Source organism: Streptomyces sp. DSM 110735 (assembly GCF_016482685.1).
Taxonomy (GTDB): Bacteria; Actinomycetota; Actinomycetes; order Streptomycetales; family Streptomycetaceae; genus Streptomyces.
In genome coordinates this window covers 72,311-95,569 of the sequence record NZ_JACYHF010000010.1, presented here as the reverse complement: position 1 = coordinate 95,569, position 23,259 = coordinate 72,311, and the positions used below count along the sequence as shown (strand labels likewise).

Sequence of the window (23,259 nt, the reverse complement as noted above, 5' to 3'; positions counted from 1 at the left end):
CCGCCGGGCGGACGGTGACCGTCGATCAGTACGTCTGTACGTCCACGTGCGGCGGACCGTCGTGCCAGTCGCAGAAGACCGTCACGCGGTCCGTGCTGCGGCTGAACTCGACCCGGATCCAGGTCTCCGTCTTCCACACCTGCATCGACCAGCCGGTCCCCGGGGACGCGGAGACGAGGGTGGCACTGGCCGGTCCCACGTCGAAGACCGCGCGGCCACCGGGGGTGTCGTACGGCTTGACGTCGCCCGCCGGAGCGGGAGCCGAGGTCGTGGGGGAGGAGGGGGTCGGTTTGGAGGAAGGGGTGGTCGTACGGACCGGGGGGCGGGACGGGGTGGGGGTCGCCGCGCGGGGGGTGCCGCCGGACCTCGGGGACGGGCGGCTCGTGGCGGGCGGGGACGGTGAGGCATGGGCGGCGGCTGCCTCGGCGGCCGTGATCGGGACGGCGCGCGGCGGGTCGTACGCCGTGCCCGCCATGACCGTGTGCACGCCCCACCAGGAGAGGGCAACCGCCGCTCCCGTGGCGAGCAGCCACGCCAGTACGTGTACGAGTCCTCTGCGCATCGGGGCCATACTGCCTCAGCCGCCACCGGCCGCGCACGGGGCCCTAGTTGTCCACAGGGAGTTGTCCACAGGCCACGACCCGGCTCGTCCGCATGGCGTACGGTGCGGCGCATGGCAAGTGTGCTCGTGGTCGAGGACGATCAGTTCGTCCGCTCGGCGCTCATCAGGCATCTCACCGACGCCGCCCACACCGTGCGCAGCGTGGGCACGGCGCTGGAGGCGCTGCGCGAGGTCGCCCACTTCCGGTTCGACGTGGTCATACTCGACCTCGGACTGCCGGACCTGGACGGCTCCGAGGCGCTGAAGATGCTGCGCGGCATCACCGACGTGCCGGTGATCATCGCGACCGCGCGGGACGACGAGACGGAGATCGTCCGGCTGCTCAACGCCGGTGCGGACGACTATCTGACCAAGCCGTTCTCCGTCGAGCACCTCTCCGCCCGCATCGCCGCCGTGCTGCGCCGCGCCCGCTCCGGCGGCGGGGAGGCACCGCCCCCGGCGGTGATCCGGGTCGGCGGTCTGACCGTCGACCCGCTGCGCCGCCAGGCGGAGCTGGACGGCAGCCGACTGGACCTGACACGCCGGGAGTTCGACCTGCTCGCCTTCCTCGCCGGGCGCCCCGGCGTGGTCGTCCCGCGCAAGGAACTGCTCGCCGAGGTCTGGCAGCAGTCGTACGGCGACGACCAGACCATCGACGTCCATCTCTCCTGGCTCAGACGCAAGTTGGGCGAGACGGCAGCCCGCCCGCGCTATCTGCACACCCTGCGCGGGGTCGGCGTGAAGCTGGAGCCGCCGCTCGCGGGGGAGTCGCCGCGATGAGATGGGCCCTGGTCAAGGTGTGTCTCGCGGTCACCACGATGGTCGTCGTCGCCTTCGCCGTGCCGCTCGGTCTGGTCGTCCAGGAGATGGCCCGCGACCGCGCGTTCTCCAACGCCGAGCGCGAGGCGGCCGCCGTCGCTCCCGCGCTGTCCATCACGACCGACCGGGACAAGCTGGAGCGGGTGGTGGCCGCCGCCGGGGTCGAGTCCGGCATGGCCGTGCACCTGCCCGCCGAGGACGGCCGCGCCGCCACCGACCTGGGGCACGGCCGGGCAGCCGCCCGCGACATCGAGGCGGTGCGCCGGATGGGCCGTGCCTCCACCGCCGAGGTGCCCGGCGGTTCCGCGCTGCTCCAGCCCGTCGCGCTCGGCTCCGGTGCCATCGCGGTGGTCGAGGTGTGGGTGCCGGAGGCCGAGATGAGCAACGGCGTCGGCACGGCCTGGGCGGTGCTCGCCGCCGTCGGCATCGCGCTGATCGCCGGTTCCGTCGCGGTCGCCGACCGGCTCGGGGTGCGCATGGTGCGCCCCGCGCGACGGCTCGTGGAGGGGGCGCGCGAACTGGGCGAGGGGCACCTCGGCGCCCGGGTGCCCGAGGACGGTCCGACCGAACTCCGGCTCGCCGCCGTCGCGTTCAACTCCATGGCCGACCAGGTCGTCCAGCTCCTCGCCAACGAGCGCGAGCTGGCCGCCGACCTCTCGCACCGGCTGCGCACCCCGCTCACCGTGCTCCGGCTGAACGCGGCATCGCTCGGCGCCGGAGCCGCCGCCGACCAGACCCGCGCCGCCGTCGCCCAACTGGAGGGCGAGGTGGACACCATCATCCGCACCGCCCGCGAGGCCAAGCCGCAGACGGCCGCCGCGGGCCCTGGCACGGGCTGCGACGCGGCCGAAGTGGTGCGCGAGCGCATGGAGTTCTGGTCCGCGCTGGCCGAGGACGAGGGTCGCAAGTGGCGGGTCGCGGGCGCCGAGCGTCCGGTACGCGTCCCTGTCGCCCGCGCCGACCTCGCCGCTGCTCTCGACGCCCTGCTCGGCAATGTTTTCCGGCACACCACGGAGGGAACGGCTTTCGCGGTGGACGTGCACAACGCCGACGACGCGGTGATCGTGCTCGTCTCCGACGCGGGCACCGGCATAGCCGACCCGGAGACCGCCATGGCGCGTGGCCAGGGTTCCGGCACGGCGGGCTCGACGGGTCTCGGGCTGGACATAGTCCGCAGGCTGGCGGAGTCCACCGGCGGCGACGTCCGGATCGGCTCCTCGGTCCTCGGCGGTACCGAGGTGCGCATCTGGCTCCAGCTCGACGGCCGCAAGCCGGACCGGCGCGGCCACCGGGGCACCGAGCGGCGCCGCAGGCGCACGCCCGCGCTGCGCTGACGGACGGACCGCCCCGAGGAGCGCCGCCGTGACACCGCCGAGGCGGCCGGGAGACCACGAATCCGGCGTATTGGTCTCGACCTTTAACCGCTCCCGATCTCTTCCTTAAGCGCACCCTAAGGTCTCGAACGGCCGTCCCTATCAAGCCGATTGCCCGATTCCGCATCGGTAGCGTGCTGCCTCACCACCCCCCACCCCGCTACGAAAGACAGGCACGCGCATGAGCAGCACGCACCGGCGCAGGATCAGCGGCAGGAACAAGGCGATAGGCGGCATCGTCGCCGCGGCCGTCGCCGGTGGCGGCGCCTTCTTCGTGACCGGAATCGCCCACGCGGCCGGTGTCGGCGCCGTCTACACCAAGAACAGCGACTGGTCCTCCGGCTACAGCGGCCAGTACGTCATCTCCAACGACACCGACCAGACCGAGAAGTCCTGGACCCTGGAGTTCGACCTCCCCCAGGGCGCCAAGCTCAGCTCCCTGTGGAACGCCGACTCCAGCGTCAGCGGACAGCACGTCACCGTGAAGGCCGCCAAGTGGGACGAGGGCATCGCCCCCGGCAAGTCCCTCACCGTCGGTTTCGTGGTCAACGGCGGCGGCGACCCCACCGGCTGCCAGATCGACGGCACCTCGTGTTCCGCCGACTCCACCGCCACCCCCGAGCCGAGCGGCCGCCCCACGGACACCCCCTCGGCCGAGCCCACCCAGCCCGCCCCCACCAAGAGCGACACCCCCGCCCCCACCCAGAGCACGGGCAGCGGCACCACCAAGAGCGCCGGCTTCGCGCCGTACGTGGACACCTCGCTCTACCCCGCCTTCGACCTCGTCGGCACCGCCGACGCCACGGGCGTGAAGAACTTCAACCTCGCCTTCGTCACCGACGGTGGCGGCTGCACCCCCAAGTTCGGCGGTGTCTCCGACCTGACCGCCGACGGCGTTGCCTCGCAGATCGGCGCCCTGCGCGCCAAGGGCGGCGACGTCCGGGTCTCCTTCGGCGGCGCCACCGGCACCGAGCTGGCCACCACCTGCTCCTCCGCCGACGCGCTGGCTGCTGCCTACGGCAAGGCCGTGGACGCCTTCAAGCTCACCAAGGTCGACTTCGACATCGAGGGCGCCACGCTGCCCAACGCCGCGGCCAACACCCGCCGCGCCCAGGCGATCGCCAAGCTCCAGGCCGCCCACCCCGACCTGAACGTCTCCTTCACCCTCCCGGTGATGCCCCAGGGTCTGACCCAGGACGGCGTCAACCTGCTCTCCGACGCCAAGTCCAACGGCGTGCGCGTCGACGCCGTCAACATCATGGCGATGGACTACGGTCCGGCGTTCAGCGGCGACATGGGCGACCTGGCCGAGCAGGCCGCCACCGCCACCCAGGCGCAGATCAAGGGCGTTCTCGGTCTCTCCGAGGAGGACGCATGGAAGACCGTCGCGGTCACCCCGATGATCGGCGTCAACGACGTCGCCTCCGAGATCTTCAAGGTCGAGGACGCCACCCAGCTCGTGAACTTCGCCAAGTCCAAGGGCCTGGGCGCGCTGTCCATGTGGTCCGGCACCCGCGACAAGCAGTGCGACGGCGGCACCAAGCCCACCGCCGACGCCACGTGCAGCTCCATCAACCAGGACAAGTTCGCCTTCTCCAAGGCGTTCGCGGCCTACAACTGACCTGCTGATCAGGGGGGACTGATCAGAGGAGCGCCGATCGGCGGAAACGGATCGGCGGCTGACGGCGACCGATGACCCGGGGGCCCGGCGGTGACACACACCGCCGGGCCTTCGCCGTACAGCCGTACAGCCGTACCGCCTTGCAGTCCGCCCGGACGGGCGAGGGCTCAGCCCGCCGACTCCACCGTCGGCAGCGCGCCCGTGCGCGCCACCTCCGCGTACCACCGCGCGCTCGACTTCGGCGTGCGCTCCAGCGTCGCGTAGTCCACGTACACCGCGCCGAACCGCTTCTCGTAGCCGTAGGACCACTCGAAGTTGTCCATCAGGGACCACAGGTAGTACCCGCGCACATCGGCGCCGTCGGCCAGCGCCCGGCGTACGGCGGAGAGGTGACCGTGCAGATAGGCGACGCGCTCGGGGTCGTGCACGCGGCCGTCGGCGTCGGGCTTGTCGTCGTAGGCGGCGCCGTTCTCGGTGATGTAGAGCGGCAGCCCCGGTGCCTCGCGGGTGTAGCGCATGAGCAGGTCGTACAGTCCGCTCGGGTCGACGGTCCAGCCCATCTCGGTGCGCTCGCCCGGGGTCTGGTGGAAGAGGACGTCGTCGGCGGCGGGCCAGGGAGAGTGCTCGCTCGCGCCGTGACCGTCGGCGCGCGGTCCCTTCAGCTCGCCTTCGGCGGCCGAGACGAGGGCGGGGCTGTAGTAGTTGAGACCGAGCGCGTCCAGCGGGGCGTTGGCGGTGCGCAGGTCGCCGTCGAGCACGAAGGACCAGTCGGTCAGCCGGGAGGTCGCCTTCAGCAGCGAGTCCGGGTAGGCGCCGCGCAGCAGCGGACCGTGGAAGACGCCGTTGGCGAGGTCGTCGATGCGGCGGGCGGCTTCGAGGTCGGCCGGGCTCTGCGACAGCGGGCGTACGACCGCCGAGTTGAGGCTGATCGCGACCTTGTTGCGGGCGGGCATCGCCGCGCGCAGCGCCGAGGTGCCGAGTCCGTGCGCGAGGTTGAGATGGTGGGCCGCCTTCAGGGTGGCCACCGGGTCGGTGCGGCCGGGGGCGTGGACGCCGGAGCCGTAACCCAGGAAGGCGCTGCACCAGGGCTCGTTGAGGGTGATCCAGTTCTCCACGCGGTCACCGAGCGCCTCGCCGACCAACTGCGCGTACTCCGCGAAGCGGTGGGCGGTGTCGCGCTCGGGCCAGCCGCCCGCGTCCTCCAGCTCCTGGGGGAGGTCCCAGTGGTAGAGGGTGACGGCGGGCTGGATGCCCTTCTCCAGGAGCTCGTCGACCAGGCGGCGGTAGAAGTCCAGACCGATCTGGACGGCCGGACCCCGCCCGGTCGGCTGCACGCGCGGCCAGGAGACGGAGAACCGGTAGGCACCGAGACCCAGGTCCGCCATGAGGGCCACGTCCTCGCGGAAGCGGTGGTAGTGGTCGACGGCGGTGTCACCGGTCTCCCCGCCCGCCGTCTTGCCGGGCGTATGGCTGAAGGTGTCCCAGATCGACGGCGTACGGCCGCCCTCGCGCACCGCCCCCTCGATCTGGTACGCGGAGGTCGCGGCGCCCCAGAGGAAGCCGGGCGGGAAGGTCACCGGGGAGGTGGCGGCGGAGGTGACCGGCGAGGCGGCGGGGGAGTCGGTGGGGGAGGTGACCGGCGAGGCGGTGGGGGAGGAGTCGGGCATGGAAGCGCTCCCATCGAGAGTCGGGAAGACCGAGAGTCGGCAAGACCTGGGGGAACCTGGGGAACCTTGGGGAAGGGGAGAAGGGGCCGGGGCGACGCTGACCCGGCCCCCGGAGCGGAACCGGTCAGCCCTTGATCGCGCCCTGCATGATGCCGCCCACGATCTGCTTGCCGAACAGCAGGAAGGCGATCAGCAGCGGCAGCGTGCCAAGCAGCGCGCCCGCCATGATCACCGACTGGTCCGGGACATAGCCGGTGCCGAGCGAGTTCAGGGCTACCTGCACGGTGGGGTTCTGCTGGTTCAGGGCGATGATCGGCCACAGGAAGTCGTTCCAGGCGAACACGAAGGTCAGCAGCCCGAGCACCGCCATCGCGGGCCGCGCGGCCGGGAAGACCACGTGCCAGATGATCCGCAGACTGCTCGCCCCGTCCACCCGCGCCGCCTCGATCAGCTCCGTCGGCAGCGCCTGCACCAGGTACTGCCGCATGAAGAACGTGCCGAACGCGGTCACCAGGCTCGGCAGGATCACCGTCTGGAGCTGGTTCGACCAGCCGAAGTCGCTCATCCACAGATACAGCGGGACGACCGCGAGCTGCGGCGGGATCATCATCGTGCCCACGGTCAGCAGGAGCAGCAGCCCCGAGAAGCGGAACCGCAGCTTGGCGAAGGCGAACCCGGCCAGCGTCGCGAAGACCACCGTGCTCACGGTGATCGTGCTCGCCACCAGCAGCGAGTTGAGCATCGCGGTGCCGAGCCCCGCCTGCTCCCACGCCGCCTGGAGGTTCTTGAACAGATTGCCGCCGAACCACAGCGGCGGCGGGGTCTGCGCGAGCCGCCGGTCGGTGCGCGAGGCGGCGATCGCCGTCCACACCAGCGGCGCCAGCGAGACAAGCGCGAACACGGTCAGCGCCACGTACGTCACCGGGCCCGCGTGCAACTGCTTGCCCGCGCCCGTGACCCGGCGCCGCCCGGGCGAGGGCACCGGCTTCGCCGCCTTCGGCAGGGTCAGTTCACTGGTGGTCATTGGGACTTCCTCAGCCATCGGGTGAACAGCAGGTTGACCGCCGCGACGATCAGCAGGATCAGGAACATCGACCACGCGATGGCGGACGCCTTGCCGAGGTTGCCGATGATCCAGCCCTGGTCGTACATGTACAGACCGAGCGTCTGGTACTGGTGCTCCGAGCCGCCCTTGGACCCGCTGACCCCGCCGAACAGCAGCGGCTCACCGAAGAGCTGGGTGGAGCCGATGGTGGAGACCACGATGGTGAACAGCACCGTCGGCCTGAGCTGCGGGATGGTCACGTGCCGGAACTGCTGCCAGCGGTTGGCTCCGTCCAGCGCCGCCGACTCGTACAGGTCCGCCGGGATCGCCTGCATCGCGGCGAGATAGATCAGCGCGTTGTAGCCGGTCCAGCGCCAGACGACGATCGTGGACACCGCGAACTGCGAACCCCAGTCGGATTCGCGCCAGTTGACCGGGTTCACACCGAAGAAGTGCAGAATCCAGTTCACCATGCCGCCGTCCCACGAGTACAGCAGCGTGAAGACGAGCGTCGCCGCCGCGACCGAGGTGGCGTACGGCGTCAGCATCACCACGCGCCACACGGTCGAACCGCGCAGCCGGTAGTTCAGCATGTGGGCGAGCCAGAGCGCCGCCAGCAACTGCGGGACCGTGGAGATCACACCGATGGTGAAGGTGTTCTCCAGCGCGTTCCAGAAGAACTCCGAGGAGAGCAGGTTGCGGTAGTTCGCGAAACCGGTCCAGGACTGGTGGTCGAGCGCCGAGAGCTGTACGTCGTGCAGCGAGTACCAGGCCGTGTAGAGCAGCGGGACCAGGGTGAACGCCGCGAACAGCAGGAAGAAGGGGGACACGAACGCGTACGGCGACGCCTTGGTGTCCCAGCGGTAGAGCCGGCTGCGCCAGGAGACGGGCGCGGCCGGCGCACCGCGGTCCCGAGCGCCCCGGGCCGCGCCCGGCGGGGTGCCGGGCGCGGCCTCGGCGCTCGACGCGGGATGCGCGAGAGCCTCTTTGGACGTCACTGGCCGAGCACGTCCTTGATCTCGGCGGACGCCGCCTTCCAGCCCTCGGCCGGGGACTTGCCCTTCTGCTCGACCTGGAGGATGCCGATGTCGCTGATCGCGCCGTCGATCGGCTTGTCCTTCGGACCGAGCGGCTGGGCCGGGATGGTCTTCGCGGCGTCGGAGAAGATCTGCGTGAGCGGCGCGTCGGAGAAGTACGCGGTGGTGTCCGCCGCGGGCTTCAGGTCCGCGTACGCCGCCGGGGTGGACGGGAAGCTGGCCTGCTTGGCGAAGACCTTGGCCTGCTGCGCGGGCGCGGTCAGCCACTTCGCCAGGGCGACCGCCTCCTTCTGGTGCTTGCTCGCGGTCGGCACGCCGAGGAAGGAACCGCCCCAGTTGGACGCCGCCGGGGCGGGCGCCACGTCCCACTTGCCCTTGCCCGAGTCACCGGACTTCTGCTCGATGTAGCCGATCATCCAGGCAGGGCAGGCGACCGTGGCGAAGGAGGCGTTGGCGAAGCCGTTGTCCCAGGTCGGGTCGAACTGCTTCAGCTTGGCGGACATGTTGCTGGTCGCCACGCTCATCGCGGCGTCCCACGCGGCCTTCACACCGGGGGACTTGTCCCAGACGACCTTGCCGTCCTTGTCGTAGTTCCGCTCGGAGGCGCCGCCCACCGCCGCGTTGTACACCGAGGCCGCCGAGTCGACGTACTTGGTGCCCTTCGGCGCCTTCTTCATGTACTTCTTGCCGAGGTCGACGTACTTCGACCAGTCGCCCTTCCACAGCTCGGCGAGCTTGGTGCGGTCGGTGGGCAGACCTGCCTTGGCGAAGAGGTCCTTGCGGTAACAGACCGCCATCGGACCGGTGTCCGTGCCGAGACCGATGAGCTTGCCGTCCTTGGTGGTGGCCTGGGCGAGCTTCCAGTCCAGCCACTGGGACTTGTCGACGTCCTTGCCGAGGTCGACGAACTTGTTCGCCTGCGTCTGCACCGCCTCGGTGATGTTGCCGACCTCGATGGCCTGGATGTCGTCGGTGCCCGCGCCCGCCTGGAGGCGGGTGAGCACCTTCGGCCAGTACACGTCGGTACGGGTGGTGACGTTCTCCTTGATGGTGATGTCCGGGTGGAGCTTCATGTACTCGTCGTACAGGCCGGCCTGCTTGTAGCCGAAGACGCCGAAGGTGCCGACGGTCAGCGTGGTCTTGCCGCCGCCACCGCCGTCCGCGTTCGACGAGCCGTCGTCCGAGTCCTTGGAGCAACCGGCCAGCAGCCCCGTGGTCAGCGCGGCGGCGGCCATCAGGGCCACCGTTCCGCGAGACCTGCGGATGCTCGTGCGCATTGCGTCCTCCTGTTGCCTGACGTGCCGACCCCCCGGCCAACTGCATGGAACTACTGCTGGAGCTGGGCCCGTTCGTACGCACTGCGGCTCGGGCGGGGAACGTGCGGGATGTGTAGGTGTCAGGTACCGTGGGAGCGCTCCCACGAGTGATGTGTTGAAGGGTCGTCCGTCCGGGGCGGGGTGTCAAGGGAGTGCGCATGCCCAAGTCCCTTCAGTTATCGGGCTGTTAAATAGTCCGGCGCGGCAAGGCGGCACGGACCGGGTGGCGTTGCCGCAGGGCACTGTTACATTCCAGGCCGGGGGCGGGTAAGGCCCGAGGCGCGGGCTGTCGGACGAGTTCGGGTGCGGGTACGGGTACGGCGGGAAAGGCGGAGGCCATGGCGAGCCACGGAGCGCGGGGCGGCCGGAGTGGGGGACGGCCCACGCTCGAGGAGGTGGCCGCCCGTGCCGGGGTGGGCCGGGGCACGGTCTCCCGGGTGATCAACGGCTCCCCCCGGGTCAGCGACGCGACCCGCGCCGCCGTCGAAGCCGCCGTCGAGGAGCTGGGCTACGTCCCCAACACCGCCGCCCGCGCGCTGGCCGCCAACCGCACCGACTCCATCGCGCTGGTCGTCCCCGAGCCGGAGACCCGCTTCTTCGCGGAGCCGTACTTCTCCGACATGCTGAGCGGAGTCGGTGCCGAACTCGCCGACACCGAATGGCAGTTGCTCCTGATCTTCGCGGGCAGCGACCGCAAGCGGCAGCGGCTCGCGGACTACCTCTCCGCCCACCGCGTCGACGGCGTCCTCCTGGTCTCCGTCCACGCCGACGACCCCCTCCCCGACCTCCTCGACCGCCTGGAGATCCCGGCCGTCATCAGCGGTCCCCGCTCGGCGGGCGAGACCCTCACCTCGGTCGACTCCGACAACTACGGCGGCGCCCACTCGGCGGTCTCCCACCTGCTCGCCCGCGGTCGCCGCCGCATCGCCCACATCACCGGCCGCCCCGACGTCTACGGCGCGCAGCGACGGGCGGACGGCTACCGGGACGCGCTGCGCGAGGCGGGCGTGGGCGTGGACGAACTCCTCCTCGAACCCGGCGACTTCACCGAGGACGGCGGCCGCCGCGCGATGACCGAGCTGTTGAGGCGCCGCCCCGACCTGGACGCGGTCTTCGCGGGCTCCGACGTCACCGCCGCCGGCGCCCGCCGCGTCCTGCGCGAAGCGGGCCGCCGCATCCCCGAGGACGTGGCGTTGGTCGGCTACGACGACTCCGCCATCGCCCGCCACATGGACCCACCCCTGACCAGCGTCCGCCAGCCCATCCAGGAGATGGGGCGGGCGATGATCGGGCTGCTCCTGGAGGAGATCGCGGACCGCCGCCCGGCGGCTGCGCGAGGGCTGGAGCGGCGGCATGTGGTGCTGCCCACGGAGCTGGTGGGGCGGGAGTCGGCGTAGTCGCCGCCCCGGAGCGAGCCCTGTTCTCTTCTCTCAGGACCTCCTACTTCTCCCCGTCGGCGGACCGGAGCTGGAAGTCGACGACGACGCAGCCGACCTGTCCGTCGTCGGTGCGGCCGATCCAGACGGGGTAGGACCCGTCGCCCCGGCCGGCACGGAAGGCGATGAGGTTCGGCCCGGACTCCGTGCCGGGCAGTTCGACGCTGAACTTGCTGTCGAGGGGCAGGAACACGTCCTCGTCCAACTGCTCTTCGGTCACCCTGCGCGTCGCATCCAGGAAAGCCGCTGTGCCGGTGTCCACGCCGACCCCGTGGAACTGGCCCTCGCCGAGCAGCCCGAGGTCCTCGTCGGGCCGGAGGAGCATGTCCCACTCGCTGGGCGGGACGTCCAGGAACGTCACCCTGGCCGCGGCGACACCGACCTCGCGTGCCGTGCGCAACAGCGACAGCGTGACCGGGAACTCGCCCGGTGGCACGGCGACGCCCCGCGCGTTCTCGTCGATCCAGCCGGGGTCCGAGACCGCCAGCCGCCCTGACGTGATCCGCAGCAGACCGGCGTCGACGGGCTCGACGACGCCCGGGCCGTCCGGAGTGTCGCACGCACCCGGACTGAACAGTTGCTCGATCCCGGTGGCGCGCAGCGGTCCCGCCCCTTCGTCCACCGACACGTCGTTCAGGACGACGGTCGTGGCGGGCTCGTGGCCCTGCTGGGCGAGGAGCGGTGCGAACACCTGCCAGTCGCCGAATTCCGGTACGGGGTAGAGGAAGTCCTCGACGGGCGCCGGGAACGGTCCGGATGTGCCGGCGCGCGAGGGCTCCGTCGACGCTCCCCTCGGCCCGGCGACCTCGGACCTCACCTCGACCTGCCCGTCGGCCGAGACGGTCGTCGTCTCCGTAATATCCCGCTTCCCGGACGCGTGTTCCCGCTCGCCCGCGAACTGCCATCGGACGTTCCGGTGAGCCAGCAGCATCCCCGTGCCGTGCGGCTTGAGGTCGATCATCTGCATGCGCCAGGACCTGTCGTCGAACAGATACACACGCCACATCCGGCGCGGCCAGAATTCGACCAGCGCCAGCGGTCGCTCCCCCGCGGACAGCAGAACCGCGTAATCCTTCCCGGCGGCATGCTTGCGTGCCGCCACCGCGCGCGACATCGGGTCCGGATGGGTCATTCCCGGATGAGAACCCCACGTCTCGCCGTACGACACATCAAGACTGTCCACCATCACAGCCGCACATCTCCCCCCGAGCATCCGAAGCTTCGCCGTGCCGTCAGTCTGCCAGTGGGGTGTGACACACAGGATTGTCGGAGGCCGGCGGCATGGGGGTACCGACGAAATGGGCCGCCCCAGGTGAATGGCCGCACAGCTCGGCTACCTGCTCACCGCCGGCGCCCTCCCGCAGGTCTCCCTCGGCATCATCCCCACGGACACGGCGTACGGAACCCCCAACCGTCTGAGATCGAACTCCACTTGGCGGCGTTCGAACAGCTCCGCTCCATGGCCGTCTACGGCCCCGACGCCCGAACTCTGATCCGCCGCGCCATCGAGGCGCTGGACCGCCCGAGGAACTGAGTCGACACGCGCCCCCCGTCCCGCCAGACTCCCCCGATGACCAGACGAACCGACACGCCCCCCACGTGGGACGAGCGTGCGCAGCTCACCACGTTCCTCGACTACGCCCGGGACACCGCGCGGGCCAAGTGTGAGGGGGTGTCGGAGGAGGATGCGCGGAAGGCGCCGTTGCCGGGGTCGCCGTTGATGACGTTGTGTGGGTTGATCAGTCATCTGCGGTGGGTGGAGTACTACTGGGTCCAGGTGATGTTCCTCGGGGAGGAGCTTCAGGGACCGCTGGCCGGTGCCACCGAGGACGATCCGGATCCGGAGATGCGGACGGCGGTCGACGTTCCGTTGGGGCAGTTGCTCGCCGAGTACGAGGAGCAGAGCGACCGTTATCGCCGGTTGGTGTCCGAGTACGAGCTGGACGCGAAGGCGAAGCGGCCCATCGGGGACGGGCGGCACGTCGATCTCCGCTGGGTGATCCTGCACCTCATCGAGGAGACCTCCCGGCACAACGGTCACCTCGATGTCGTACGGGAGCTTGTGGACGGGCGGACCGGCGCCTAGCCCGTCGTCTCGTCCACGTGCGTCAGCCGCCCGTCCGTCAGATGCCAGTACCTCTGGTGAGGGGTCAGGCGCCAGGTTTCGGTGGCGGTGAGGGACTGGGTGATCCAGGTGTGGAGCTGGGGGAGGGCCTGGGTGCGGAGGAGGGGGCGGGTGGTGGCGCGTTGGGGGGTGGGGACCGGGTGGACGTAGAGGGAGAAGCCGACCGAGTCGGGGTGGATGCTACGGCCGTAGGTGCGGGGGAGGGGGGCTGTCCAGGACGCGCTCAGGACGATGGTTCCGCCGGCCGGGCCGGTGAGGAAGTCCAGATCTCTGACCTCACTCATGAGCGGACCCAGGTGTTCAGTGATGTCGGTCGTGGTGAGGGGCCAGGCGAGGCCGCGGGGCAGGCGGCGGTTTCGTGCGGACATGACAGAGAGGGTGGCAGAGAGGGTGCCCGGTGCGGAAACGACTTTGGGCCGATCCGTCGGAACGGATCGGCCCAAAGTCCATCAGGGTGAGTGACGGGACTTGAACCCATTTTTTACACAGTTGACCTGCAAGGGTGTCGAGAGGTTGGACAAAGTACCCCCGTTCGATGACGCTGTCCGTACGGTCAACCAGGAGCTGGGGACACTACGCGACAGGCTCGGGCTCCTGTCGACCTATCAGCTCATGGCCTGGTGGTCTACGAGCGACGACTGCGGATGCCCCCGTACCGGCGCAGGGTCAGTGACCGTCTCCGAGCCGAAAGGCTCCATCAGAACCTCAAGCAGCAGCACGTGTACCTCCAGGCGGATGTCGATCGGAAAACTCTGCAGGCCATCGAGGCCGGCCGCAGCGACCCCACCCTCGAAGTCCTGCTCCGGCTCACATACGTCCTCGGCATGCCGATCGAAGATCTCTTCACGGAACGGCCGCCCTCGTCGGAGGGGCGAGGGCGGCCGGACCACTAGGTGTGATACCTCGGGACGCGAGTAGGCGGCCCGGGTCAGGGACGGTAGAACGGGATTGTCGGCCGGTACGGCTCAGGCATCTGCGGGAGCCGCCCGTAGTCGGGAAGCGGCACTCTCTGAGCGCGGGAATCCGCGTCCGTACCAGCTTCAGCAATCGCAGCGGAGTGGTCTTCGCTCACGCCGGTCGGCACCCAGTCCTGTCCGTCCCATTCCTCTACACCGCGCGGCGCATCCGGGTGGACATGCGCGCCGGTGGGTTCGTTACCGAGGGACGCCGCTCGCCGCTCGCCCTGCTCAGGGCGGCGGGCGTCACGGCGTGCGGCCCATTGGTCCAAAGGCTCGTTGTCGTCCGCCACGCGGCGCTCCTTTCTGACTGCGCGATCCAGTGTGTCCCGCCAACGCGGCTGTGGGGAAGGCTGGTTCAGAGAGTGGCCGTCCATCCGCCACGTGCCAGCGTGGTCTCACCGTCGGGTGCGACGGTGACCTCCGCTCCGTAGACCGGGAGTTGACCGGTCTCCACCCAGCGCCAGCGGATCTTGTCGAGGATGTCGTACAGGCGACGCGGGCCACCTTGGTAGACGGTCGCCGTGCGCTCGCCGGGTGCGGTGCGGGCGCGGGCCCAGGAGCCGTCGGGGTGCAACATCCAGGTCATGCGGGCGCCGTCGTCGTCGCTGCCGTTACGGTGCTCGATGCCGGGCGCGGTCAGGGAGAGCATGGACCACACCTCCCACGCCTGCATCACATCCAGCACAGGGAGGGAGGACAGGCTGACCTCGCCGTCGTCGGTGCTGGCCCTGGTGAACAGGTCGTTGAGCGCGGGCGGGTAGTCGTCGCCGGTGCGGGTGGTCATGAACGCCGCCCGGTCCCATTCGACCCGGCCGGTCGCGCCGCCGTCCGGGGTTTTGTCGGCGGTGACGATCAGTCCGGTGCCCGCGATGGTGGTCACCAGGCGGCCGCCCGGCGCGAGGGCGTGGAGCCAGGTGGCGGGGATGCGGGGCACGGACACCATGGACACGATCCGGTCGAAGGTGCCGGGGAGTTCCCCGGCCGCGTCACCCGTGAACACATCGGGGTGATGGCCGATGCAGTCGAGGCGGTCGGAGGCGGCCTCCGTGAGGTATGGGTCAACGTCCATCGTGGTCACCAGCCGGTCGCCGAGCAGGTCGCAGGCGAGAGCGGCGCTGTATCCGGAGCCGGTGGCCAGGTCGAGCAGCCGGTTGCCCTGCATGACGCGGCCGTGTTCGAGCATCGATACGACCAGGCCGGGCAACGTCGACGACGACGTGGGGTGCCCGGTGACCACCTGCCCGTCGGGGGTGTGGTCGGCGTGGACGGGCCCGACGCGGGTGACGAGCGTGGTGTCCGAGTACGCGGCCTTCACCCACGCCTCCTCGTTGGCGGGGCCGTCCACGGCGGTCCAGCCACCGCCACCCGGCACGAACCAGCGGGGGACGAAGAAGTGGCGGGGAATATCGGCGACCGCTGTCCACCAGGCCGAGCTGGAGTGGGCAGCCTCTGCTGCGAGGTCGGCCGCGTACGGCTTCCAGTCCATGTGCATCAGATGACTCCTTGTAGCTCGTCGGCGAGCGCCTGGACGATCGGTAGGCCGGTCTCGGCCTGGATCCAGTCCCATTGCCCGCACGGGTTGACCTCCAGGAACGTCCACGTGCCATCGGGACCGACCACGAAGTCGGCCGCGCCGTAAGCCAGTTTGAGTCGGCGCATGAGACGGCCCATTCCCGCGGCCACGTCGTCGGGCACGGCGGTGACGGAGTAGCTGAGGGACCCGTAGTCGCTGCGCCAGTCCTCGTGAGAGGCGTCGCTGCCCGCGTGGATCGCGGCCGCGAACATCCGACGGCCGACCACGGTCAGCCGGACTTCGTGATCCTTCGGCACCCACGCCTGGAACAGGTGCGCGGTGGTGTCGATGCCGTCCAGGTCGGTGAGGTCGCCGGGGGCCAGGCGGTGGGTGTAGACGGACTTGAGCTGCCCGTCCTCGATGAGTACGGGCGAGGCCACCGGCTTGCACACGATGCCGCCGTCCGCCCGAGCGACGAAGTCGCGTACCGCTGCAGGGGAATTGGTGAGCATGGTAGGCGGGACGCTCAGTCCGCACGCGCGGGCGGCGGCGAGCTGTACCGGCTTGTACTCGGCGCGGGCCATGGTGGTGGGGTGGTTCACCCAGCGGCACTCCAGCGCCGACAAGACCCCGCCGAGACCGGCGCGCGCCTGGGCGGCGGCGAACCTCTTCTCCGGGCCGGACATGTTCTCGGGGAACCGGAACGCCCCGGGGGCGCGGTAGTAGACCGCGCCGACCCGGGACAGATCCACCGCCCGGTGCTCGGTGGCCCGTCCACTCAGTTAACTGGTCGATCCGCGCGGCCAGAGCGAGCTGCTGCGGGAAGTCGGCGGTGTCCATGCGGAACACCTCGACACCCCGTTCGGTCAGCTCTGTGACGACGCGGTCCGTGGGCCAGTCGTCGTTGGCCGCGATGATCAGGACGGGCGAGTTCATCAGTCCTTCGCCCCCTCGTCCAGCGGCGGCGGGTTCTTGACGTTGCCGTCCGGAACGGTCGGCGTGTGCGTGTTCGCCATGCAGGTCAACAGGCCGCCGTCGTACGACAGGTTGACCTGCCGGTCGCGGTCGTAGTGGTGCTGCGGGAGGCGGATGGCGTTGGTGGAGTCGGGGACGCGGGCGAACCGCAGCGCCCATGGACGGGTCTGCGACTCGGACGGCGCCTCCTCGCTGTGCGGGATACGTCCTCCGGGCGGTGCGAGCGGGAACGCCTCGCGGTCGAGAGCGGTGGTCATGTGCTTCTCCCATCAATTCGGTCGTGCACGGAGTGCGGGAACGACCCGGCGCGGAGCGGATGCCTTGCCGCAGGGGAGCGCTTCGAGCTGTGCGCTCTGCGCCGGGAGTTGTGCTCTGCCCGAGGGCCGGGAACAGGCGGCACCGAGTCGCCGGGCAGAAGACTTCGCGGCCTACCCGGTCGGCGTCCGGGTCGAGCCCGGACGGTTCTGCCCGGCCCAGGCGCGGATGACGAGGTTGAAGACGTGCTCGAGGGAGCAGAGGTCGTAGCGGTACCGCGGCGGCGCGACCCAGTAAGGAATGGGCGGGTTGACCCTGGTGAGGGACGGCACGGTCAGGTGGTGGCCCGGGCCCAAGTAGGGGGTGCTGGTGAGGAAGTCGGGCCAGTAAGTGAGTGGCCGCCAGGGGGCGAGCGCCCAGTAGGCCCGCTGGCGGGCGAACGCTCCGGCGATGATCGGACCGCGCAGGGTGTCGCGGGCAGCGGCGGCGATCACCTTGTCATCGTCGCTGTCCACGGCGGTGTGCAGGATGTCGGCGGGGATGCGCACCGCCCCGAATCGCCCGCCGAGCGGCAGTAACGCGCTCCCGAACCTGGTCCAGCTCCGAAGCACTACCTGCGGCTGCGCGTGCGTGCCGGACAGCCAGGAGATGACGGCTTCGGGCGGGTCAGGCTCAGAGCGGACATGGGCCGCCCCTCCGAGCGACGACAGGGACGGCGGCGCGGGCAGATCGTCAGTTTCCTGCGGCACGGCGATGCCTCCCCGGCTGTTTATGAGCCTTGCCCAGCCCCCGGACCGTTCGCACGGTCGCGGGGACCTGTCTGTTAGCAGGATGCCGACGCAAAGAGGCCCCAACTATCAGTCCGCACTGATAGCCGGGGTCAGAGATTGACGCTCAGTTACATGCCGAGGTAGGCGCCGAAGTTTCTGAAGCTGTCGGGCAGTTGGCGTTGGGCTGCTTCCAGTCCGGTGAACGTCTCGCGGACGGTCGGGTGGTAACGAGTCTGCTGCGGGGCGAGCTTCCGCGCCGCAAGCAAGCTCTGAAATGCCTCCTGGACCTGGCCGGTCCACATCTGCGCCCGCGCCACTTCGGCGTGATGGTGAGCGAACCGGGATGGCGCCCAGCCTTCGGGGATCACCATGTCCTTCGCCTGGCGCACTGCCTCCGGGTACAGGTCCAGCTCCGCGTACACGCTCACCCGGTGCACGCCGACGTTGGTGGGCCCGAAGCTGAGCCAGTGGACTGTCTCCGCCGGGCCGGTGCGCTTCGCGATACGGTCCGCCTCGGCGAGGTACTCCTGGGCGGCGTTCTTGTCTTTGTCCCGGCCGGCGAGGACCGCCGCGCCCAGGTGTAGCTGTCCGGCGACGACGTCCCGGACGCGACCAGCCTCCGCCTGTCCGAGGGTCGCCATGCCGAGGCCGACCAGCCGCTTGCCCGTCTTGTAGTCGCTGGCCCGCAGGTAGGCCAGGGCCCGCAGGTACTGGCGCATACCGCCGAGCACGGGGTCGGAGGCGCGCTGTGCCGCCCAGTCCATCCGGTCCAGCGCGACGGTGCACAGGTCCGGGTAGCCGAGCTTGGTGGTGACGTCGTACGCGGTGCGGTAGGTGCTGGCCAGCAACTGCCAGGTGCGTGCGGAGCCGCCGGTGTGCGCCACGGTCGTCGTCTCGTGGATCAGCGCGGGTAGCTCCGTGGCGACCTGCTTGATGTTCGTGGCGCGGACCAGGGCGCACAGCTTCTCGGCCTCCGCCTCCAGATCCTCAATCGGGCGCGGAGCCACGTCAGGGTCGGGCCCGAGGTCGTAGACGTTGAGCGCCTCGCGGATCGGGTTGATGAGGCCGTCGAGCTGGTCGCGCCGCAGCTCCTCGAGGTAGGGCTGCCCGTTCAGCTCGGAGACGGCCACCGACAAGGCGCGGGCGAGCGCTCCCGTCACCGACGGGCTGGCCGCCATGACCCCCTGCTCCACCTTCGTCAGTGTGCTGTAGGACACGTGAGAAAGGTCGGCCAGCTCGCGCTGAGTCAGTTGACGGATTTTGCGGAGGTGCTTGATGCGTGCGCCTGTGTGTTCTTCAGAGTGCCGGGGCATACAGGTCTCCGTTCTGAACTCGACACTCGGAACGGTACCCCGGAGCCACAACTGTGGTACCGGCTCAACGGCCCCCGCTCTACCGCCACATGTGGCGAAGCGGGGGCCGTTGTCGTACGCCGAGATGTGTCCGAGAACGACGAAGCAGCCCCACCCCCCAGCGTGGAGGGTGGGGCCACGTCACAGGTTCAGGACGTCAGGTCGAGGTCGTGGCCGCGTGGAAGGCGCAGTACGGCAGCCCGTGCCAATTGGCGATGCGCTTGGGGCTCGCGGGGCGCCGCACCCACTCACCCTCTTTCGCCGGATGGGGCACTCTCGCCTCTGGTTGGCGAGCCACAACGCCATGTCGTCCGGTGTGACATTGCAGATCGTCGCCTGAACCGCGTCGCCCGTAGTCGGCATTCGTTCGCTTGTCCACGCCGGTCCCACGAACCCGCGGCCTCGGACCCACCTGTGCGGCCACCTGTCGCCGTATGCCTTGACCAGTTGGCGGAACAAGAAGGGTTCCGTTCCCAACTGTTCCCAGGATCACAGAAATGATCAAGGGCTGACCTGCTTTCGCAGGTCAGCCCTTGATCATTTAGGGTGAGTGACGGGACTTGAACCCGCGACATCCTGGACCACAACCAGGTGCTCTGCCAGCTGAGCTACACCCACCACGACCGGCGGTTGAACTTGTCGTTCCCCGACCGGCCGAGAAGAAGTCTACAGGGTTCTCGGGGGTGCTCGCGCACACGTTTCCCTGCGGGGGCTACGGGCGGGGCAGCACGTACTTCGCCGCGATCGTCTTCGCCGTCTCCGAGTCCGGTCCCGGCTGGGGGACGAAGACCGCCTCGCGGTAGTAGCGCAGCTCGGCGATGGACTCGCGGATGTCGGCGAGCGCGCGGTGGTTGCCGTTCTTCTCCGGGCTGTTGAAGTACGCCCTCGGGTACCAGCGCCGCGCCAGCTCCTTGATCGAGGAGACGTCCACGATGCGGTAGTGGAGGTGCGCCTCCAGCGTCGGCATGTCGCGCAGCAGGAAGCCGCGGTCGGTGCCGACCGAGTTGCCGCACAGCGGTGCCTTGCCCGGCTCCTTGACGTGCTCACGGATGTACGCGAGCACCTGCCCCTCGGCGTCGGCCAGCGTCGTACCGCCCGCCAGCTCCTCCAGCAGGCCGGACGCGGTGTGCATCTGGCGCACCACCTCCGGCATCGTCTCCAGCGCGGCGTCCGGCGGACGGATGACGATGTCCACGCCCTCGCCGAGCACGTTCAGCTCGGAGTCGGTGACGAGGGCGGCCACCTCGATGAGCGCGTCGTCGGACAGCGAGAGGCCGGTCATCTCGCAGTCGATCCACACCATGCGATCGTTCATGTGTCTCACCTTACGGTGAGCCGACCCCACCTGAACCCGGCCGTGCGCGAGGTATGGGGGAGGGGAGGAGGCGTGTGACTTCCGCCTCCTCCCCTCCCGCCGACATCCCTACGGGGTCCGTACGGCATCCCGTACGGCATCCCCTACGGGTCAGACCCCGCCCCGCGCCCCCGGCAGCAGACTCACCGCACCCGCCGCGTGCCTGCGGCTCTGGAGCGGGACTCCCCCGTCACGCTCCGAGTGCAGTACGGCGGGCACCTGCCCGACCACGCCGTGACCGGCCAGACCGACCCCGGCACCGGACACCCCGGGCGGCGGCGGCAGCGGGGACTCCTGCTCGACCGGCCGTTCGCCCTGGGGCCTGCGGGCCCGGTAGGCGGCACGGTAGGCGGCAGGCGACGAGCCGAGCTGGCGGCGGAAGTGCCCGCGCAGCGCGACCGGCGAGCGGAAACCGCACCGCCCCGCGACCTCGTCCACGGAGTAGTCCGAGGTCTCGAGCAGCCGCTGTGCCTGGAGCACCCGCTGGGTGATCAGCCATTGCAGCGGCGCGCTGCCGGTGAGCGAGCGGAACCGCCGGTCGAACGTACGGCGGCTCATGTAGGCGCGTGCCGCCAGCGTCTCCACGTCGAACTGCTCGTGGAGGTGTTCCAGCGCCCAGGCGACGACCTCGGCCAGCGGGTCGGCGCCGATCTCCTCGGGTAAAGACCTGTCGAGGTAGCGCTCCTGACCGCCACTGCGGCGCGGCGGGACCACCAGGCGCCGGGCGAGCGCGCCCGCCGCCTCGTTGCCGTGGTCCGTCCGCACGATGTGGAGACAGAGGTCGATCCCGGCCGCCGTCCCCGCGGAGGTCAGCACGTCGCCGTCGTCCACGAAGAGTTCCCGTGGATCGACGTGCACCGACGGATAGCGCTTGGCCAGCGTCGGCGCGTACATCCAGTGGGTGGTCGCCGGGCGGCCGTCCAGCAGACCGGCCGCGGCCAGGACGAACGCCCCGGTGCACAGGCCGACGATGCGGGCCCCCTCCTCGTGCGCGCGGCGCAGCGCGTCGAGCGCCTCCTCCGGCGGCGGGGAGGTGATCGAACGCCAGGCCGGTACGACGACCGTCCCCGCGCGGGAGATCGCCTCCAGGCCGTGCGGCGCGGTGAGTTCCAGTCCCCCTGTGGTCCGCAGCGGGCCGTCCTCGCCCCCGCACACCAGCAGTCGGTAGCGCGGTACTCCGGCGTCCTGGCGGTCGATCCCGAACACCGAAAGCGGTATGGAACTCTCGAAGATGGGGCCGCCGCTGAACAGCAGCACCGCGACGATCTCCTTGCGGCGTCGCCCGGCGAGCTTCCGGGCTGCGGCATCCGGCGCTGCGGTGGAGTCGTGGCTCATACTGCTAAGCCCCCCTCGGTGGTCGCGGCTCCTCGGTTGTGTCGCTCCTGCACGTTTCCCCTCGGTCCTGCACGAGTCCCCCGCCGTAAGACAGTCAAGATCGAATCTACTGGCTGCCGTGGTCTGCCGGTGGCCAGTTCTCCACGTCACGCATTGTCGACATGACAACTTGGCGTGAAGCATTCGATCACGAAGGGTTGCACTCGTGGGCCGCGCAGGGAAGTACGCCTCGGCGCGGTGGCCAAACCGCATAGGGTGCGTGGGGTCTCGTGGACCCTGTTTGTGCAGGTGGAACGGGGGATGAGGGGTGGTTGCGACCCCTCCGGAGCGATATTCAGAAGTTGGCTGAAAAGCAGCGTTCCGAGGCGCGGAAACCGGTCAGTCAACCGGTGTCTGTCGTTCCGCCTCCGTCGCGGCGCGCTCGAAGTGGCGCAACAGGACCCAGCATGTCCCCGTCACCGCGGTGAGCCCCAGACCCGCGCCGGCGGCGGTCACCGGCGCCGTGCCGCACCACAGCAGGACCACGGGGACGAGCAGACACCCGAACACACCCCAGCCGATCACGTCACGCACGGTGTCCGGCACGGACGGCGCGGACGGCGCGGACGGCGCGGACAGGGCGGACGGCGCGGGCGACGCGGACCGCGTGGATGCAGCAGAGGGCGCGGAGGGAGCAGACCGCACCGACGACGCGTACGGCGCCGACGACTCGGCGCGCGGTGCGGCGGCGGCGCGGGGCCGGGATGCGGGCATCGGGGTGCTCCCTGGGGGCTGCGGTTCAGCGGGTTCAACGCGGCCGCGCCCGCTCGGTCACCGGTCGGGCGCGGATTTCCGTACAACGGTCACCCATCGGCGTTCCGTACAACGGTCACCCGTCGCCCCCGGACGGGTCCCGCACCCGCCCGCCAATCCCGCACAAAACCGCGTGTACGGGGCAGCGACCATTGCGCCCCGGGCGTCGCTCGTGCATTCTCCGGGGAACCCCCTGGGGCACCCCGGAGGGCCGCTCACGGAGCGTGCGGGAGATCTGGGCCCGGGAGGCGTGCCGCCGTACCCTTGGGGGTATGGGCTTGGGAAGACGAATCCCGGACACAGCTCCGCCGCACGATGTCCCCCTCCCATAAAAGGATCACAACGCCGAGACAGCCATGGCCGGTCACGAATTCTTCGAACCCGCGGACCGCAAGCGGCCGGTTGCCGAACCGACGGCGGCCGACCCCCTGGCGGCGGAAGAGGCACGCCCTTCCTGCGATCCCGCCTTCCAGCACGGAGTGGTCGTCGGCTTCGACGGCTCCACCTCCAGCGAGCGCGCCCTCGCCTACGCGATCGGCGTGGCCCGGCGATCCGGCTCCGGCCTGATCATCGTCCATGTGGCCAACCGGCTGCCCACCACCGTGTGGGCGGGCTGCGAGCCGCCCGTCTTCGTCGACGTCCCCGACCACCGCACCGAGGTCCTCGGTCTGGAGCTGGCCTGCGCGGACCATCTCGCCGAGGTGCCCTGGATCCTGGTCGAGCGCGGCGGCGACATCTGCCACGAACTCGAGGAGGTCGGGCGGGAGTACGAGGCGGACGCGATCGTGGTCGGCTCGACCCACGGTCTGGTCGGCCGGCTCTTCGGCTCGGTGGCGGGACGGCTCGCCAAACGGGCCCGCCGTCCGGTGATCGTGATCCCCTGACGTCCCGTAAGGGGCGCGCGCGAAGGCGTA

At 70.3% G+C, this 23,259-nt stretch carries 23 protein-coding genes, 1 tRNA gene and 1 pseudogene; 8 read left to right on the top strand and 17 right to left on the bottom strand.

The annotated features are described in order from the left end of the window. Positions 1-25 precede the first annotated feature (25 nt). Positions 26-562 (bottom strand): hypothetical protein, encoded by a 537-nt coding sequence (locus IF655_RS17565; protein WP_199585754.1) that lies wholly within the window; start codon positions 560-562, stop codon positions 26-28. Between the two features lie 111 nt (positions 563-673). On the opposite strand from IF655_RS17565, the gene IF655_RS17560 reads away from it, so the two are divergent. The 3 genes from IF655_RS17560 (at position 674) to IF655_RS17550 (ending at position 4,414) form a co-directional block, all read left to right on the top strand. Beyond that, the gene (locus IF655_RS17560) at positions 674-1,381 is read left to right on the top strand and encodes a response regulator transcription factor (protein WP_199585753.1); all 708 of its coding nucleotides are present in this window, start codon (positions 674-676) and stop codon (positions 1,379-1,381) included. Then, positions 1,378-2,754, top strand: coding sequence for a HAMP domain-containing sensor histidine kinase (locus IF655_RS17555; RefSeq protein WP_199585752.1), 1,377 nt, complete (start codon positions 1,378-1,380; stop codon positions 2,752-2,754). Before IF655_RS17560 ends, IF655_RS17555 begins: the two co-directional genes overlap by 4 nt. A gap of 220 nt (positions 2,755-2,974) precedes the next feature. Further along, positions 2,975-4,414: a cellulose binding domain-containing protein gene (locus IF655_RS17550; protein WP_199585751.1), complete on the top strand. Its 1,440-nt coding sequence runs from the start codon at positions 2,975-2,977 to the stop codon at positions 4,412-4,414. 167 nt (positions 4,415-4,581) lie between these two features. On the opposite strand, the gene IF655_RS17545 is transcribed toward IF655_RS17550, so the two are convergent. The 4 genes from IF655_RS17545 to IF655_RS17530 form a co-directional block, all read right to left on the bottom strand. Next, a complete protein-coding gene (locus IF655_RS17545; RefSeq protein WP_206776004.1) occupies positions 4,582-6,081 on the bottom strand; it encodes a GH1 family beta-glucosidase in 1,500 nt (499 codons plus the stop codon). Between the two features lie 124 nt (positions 6,082-6,205). Continuing rightward, positions 6,206-7,105, bottom strand: a complete 900-nt coding sequence (locus IF655_RS17540) for a carbohydrate ABC transporter permease (RefSeq protein WP_199585750.1) — start codon at positions 7,103-7,105, stop codon at positions 6,206-6,208. Next, positions 7,102-8,124 (bottom strand): carbohydrate ABC transporter permease, encoded by a 1,023-nt coding sequence (locus IF655_RS17535; RefSeq protein WP_199585749.1) that lies wholly within the window; start codon positions 8,122-8,124, stop codon positions 7,102-7,104. Before IF655_RS17535 ends, IF655_RS17540 begins: the two co-directional genes overlap by 4 nt. Continuing rightward, positions 8,121-9,440 (bottom strand): ABC transporter substrate-binding protein, encoded by a 1,320-nt coding sequence (locus tag IF655_RS17530; protein WP_199585748.1) that lies wholly within the window; start codon positions 9,438-9,440, stop codon positions 8,121-8,123. The genes IF655_RS17535 and IF655_RS17530 overlap by 4 nt, the downstream gene beginning before the upstream one ends. 377 nt (positions 9,441-9,817) lie before the next feature. Here IF655_RS17530 and IF655_RS17525 point away from each other — a divergent pair, with 377 nt between their 5' ends. Beyond that, entirely contained in the window at positions 9,818-10,876 is a 1,059-nt protein-coding gene (locus IF655_RS17525) for a LacI family DNA-binding transcriptional regulator (protein WP_199585747.1), read from the top strand. A 43-nt stretch (positions 10,877-10,919) separates the two neighbouring features. On the opposite strand, the gene IF655_RS17520 is transcribed toward IF655_RS17525, so the two are convergent. Then, a complete protein-coding gene (locus IF655_RS17520; RefSeq protein ID WP_199585746.1) occupies positions 10,920-12,047 on the bottom strand; it encodes a DUF4241 domain-containing protein in 1,128 nt (375 codons plus the stop codon). Between the two features lie 184 nt (positions 12,048-12,231). Between IF655_RS17520 and IF655_RS17515 the strand changes: the two are divergent. Further along, positions 12,232-12,449: pseudogene (locus IF655_RS17515) on the top strand (transcriptional regulator); the annotation flags it as partial. Positions 12,450-12,485: 36 nt separating this feature from the next. Beyond that, a complete protein-coding gene (locus IF655_RS17510) occupies positions 12,486-13,001 on the top strand; it encodes a DinB family protein (RefSeq protein WP_199585745.1) in 516 nt (171 codons plus the stop codon). On the opposite strand, the gene IF655_RS17505 is transcribed toward IF655_RS17510, so the two are convergent. After that, positions 12,998-13,408: a hypothetical protein gene (locus tag IF655_RS17505; RefSeq protein WP_199585744.1), complete on the bottom strand. Its 411-nt coding sequence runs from the start codon at positions 13,406-13,408 to the stop codon at positions 12,998-13,000. The two genes, IF655_RS17510 and IF655_RS17505, sit on opposite strands and share 4 nt — an antisense overlap. A 276-nt stretch (positions 13,409-13,684) precedes the next feature. On the opposite strand from IF655_RS17505, the gene IF655_RS31800 reads away from it, so the two are divergent. Next, positions 13,685-13,933 carry a helix-turn-helix domain-containing protein gene (locus IF655_RS31800; protein ID WP_374100295.1) on the top strand — a complete coding sequence of 83 codons (249 nt, stop codon included), beginning with the start codon at positions 13,685-13,687 and terminating at the stop codon, positions 13,931-13,933. Positions 13,934-13,968: 35 nt separating this feature from the next. Here IF655_RS31800 and IF655_RS17495 read toward each other — a convergent pair whose 3' ends face one another. The 10 genes from IF655_RS17495 to IF655_RS17450 form a co-directional block, all read right to left on the bottom strand. After that, positions 13,969-14,289 carry a DUF6087 family protein gene (locus tag IF655_RS17495; RefSeq protein ID WP_199585742.1) on the bottom strand — a complete coding sequence of 107 codons (321 nt, stop codon included), beginning with the start codon at positions 14,287-14,289 and terminating at the stop codon, positions 13,969-13,971. 65 nt (positions 14,290-14,354) lie between these two features. Continuing rightward, on the bottom strand, positions 14,355-15,491 hold the full coding sequence (locus IF655_RS17490) for a protein-L-isoaspartate(D-aspartate) O-methyltransferase (protein WP_307814955.1): 1,137 nt from the start codon (positions 15,489-15,491) through the stop codon (positions 14,355-14,357). Next, positions 15,491-16,264, bottom strand: a complete 774-nt coding sequence (locus tag IF655_RS17485) for a RimK domain-containing protein (RefSeq protein ID WP_307814953.1) — start codon at positions 16,262-16,264, stop codon at positions 15,491-15,493. The genes IF655_RS17490 and IF655_RS17485 overlap by 1 nt, the downstream gene beginning before the upstream one ends. A gap of 183 nt (positions 16,265-16,447) precedes the next feature. Beyond that, complete coding sequence (gene tgmA, locus IF655_RS17480) at positions 16,448-16,744, bottom strand: putative ATP-grasp-modified RiPP (protein WP_199585741.1); 297 nt, start codon at positions 16,742-16,744, stop codon at positions 16,448-16,450. 171 nt (positions 16,745-16,915) lie between these two features. Then, positions 16,916-17,491: a hypothetical protein gene (locus IF655_RS17475; RefSeq protein WP_199585740.1), complete on the bottom strand. Its 576-nt coding sequence runs from the start codon at positions 17,489-17,491 to the stop codon at positions 16,916-16,918. Between the two features lie 149 nt (positions 17,492-17,640). After that, positions 17,641-18,825, bottom strand: a complete 1,185-nt coding sequence (locus IF655_RS17470) for a helix-turn-helix domain-containing protein (RefSeq protein WP_199585739.1) — start codon at positions 18,823-18,825, stop codon at positions 17,641-17,643. A gap of 584 nt (positions 18,826-19,409) precedes the next feature. Further along, positions 19,410-19,482 (bottom strand) — tRNA-His (locus tag IF655_RS17465). A gap of 94 nt (positions 19,483-19,576) precedes the next feature. Continuing rightward, on the bottom strand, positions 19,577-20,179 hold the full coding sequence (orn, locus tag IF655_RS17460) for an oligoribonuclease (protein WP_199585738.1): 603 nt from the start codon (positions 20,177-20,179) through the stop codon (positions 19,577-19,579). 150 nt (positions 20,180-20,329) lie between these two features. Next, the gene (locus IF655_RS17455; protein ID WP_199585737.1) at positions 20,330-21,553 is read right to left on the bottom strand and encodes a helix-turn-helix domain-containing protein; all 1,224 of its coding nucleotides are present in this window, start codon (positions 21,551-21,553) and stop codon (positions 20,330-20,332) included. 378 nt (positions 21,554-21,931) lie between these two features. After that, on the bottom strand, positions 21,932-22,306 hold the full coding sequence (locus IF655_RS17450; protein ID WP_199585736.1) for a hypothetical protein: 375 nt from the start codon (positions 22,304-22,306) through the stop codon (positions 21,932-21,934). Between the two features lie 395 nt (positions 22,307-22,701). Between IF655_RS17450 and IF655_RS17445 the strand changes: the two genes are divergently transcribed. Next, a complete protein-coding gene (locus IF655_RS17445) occupies positions 22,702-23,229 on the top strand; it encodes a universal stress protein (RefSeq protein WP_199585735.1) in 528 nt (175 codons plus the stop codon). Positions 23,230-23,259 lie beyond the last annotated feature (30 nt).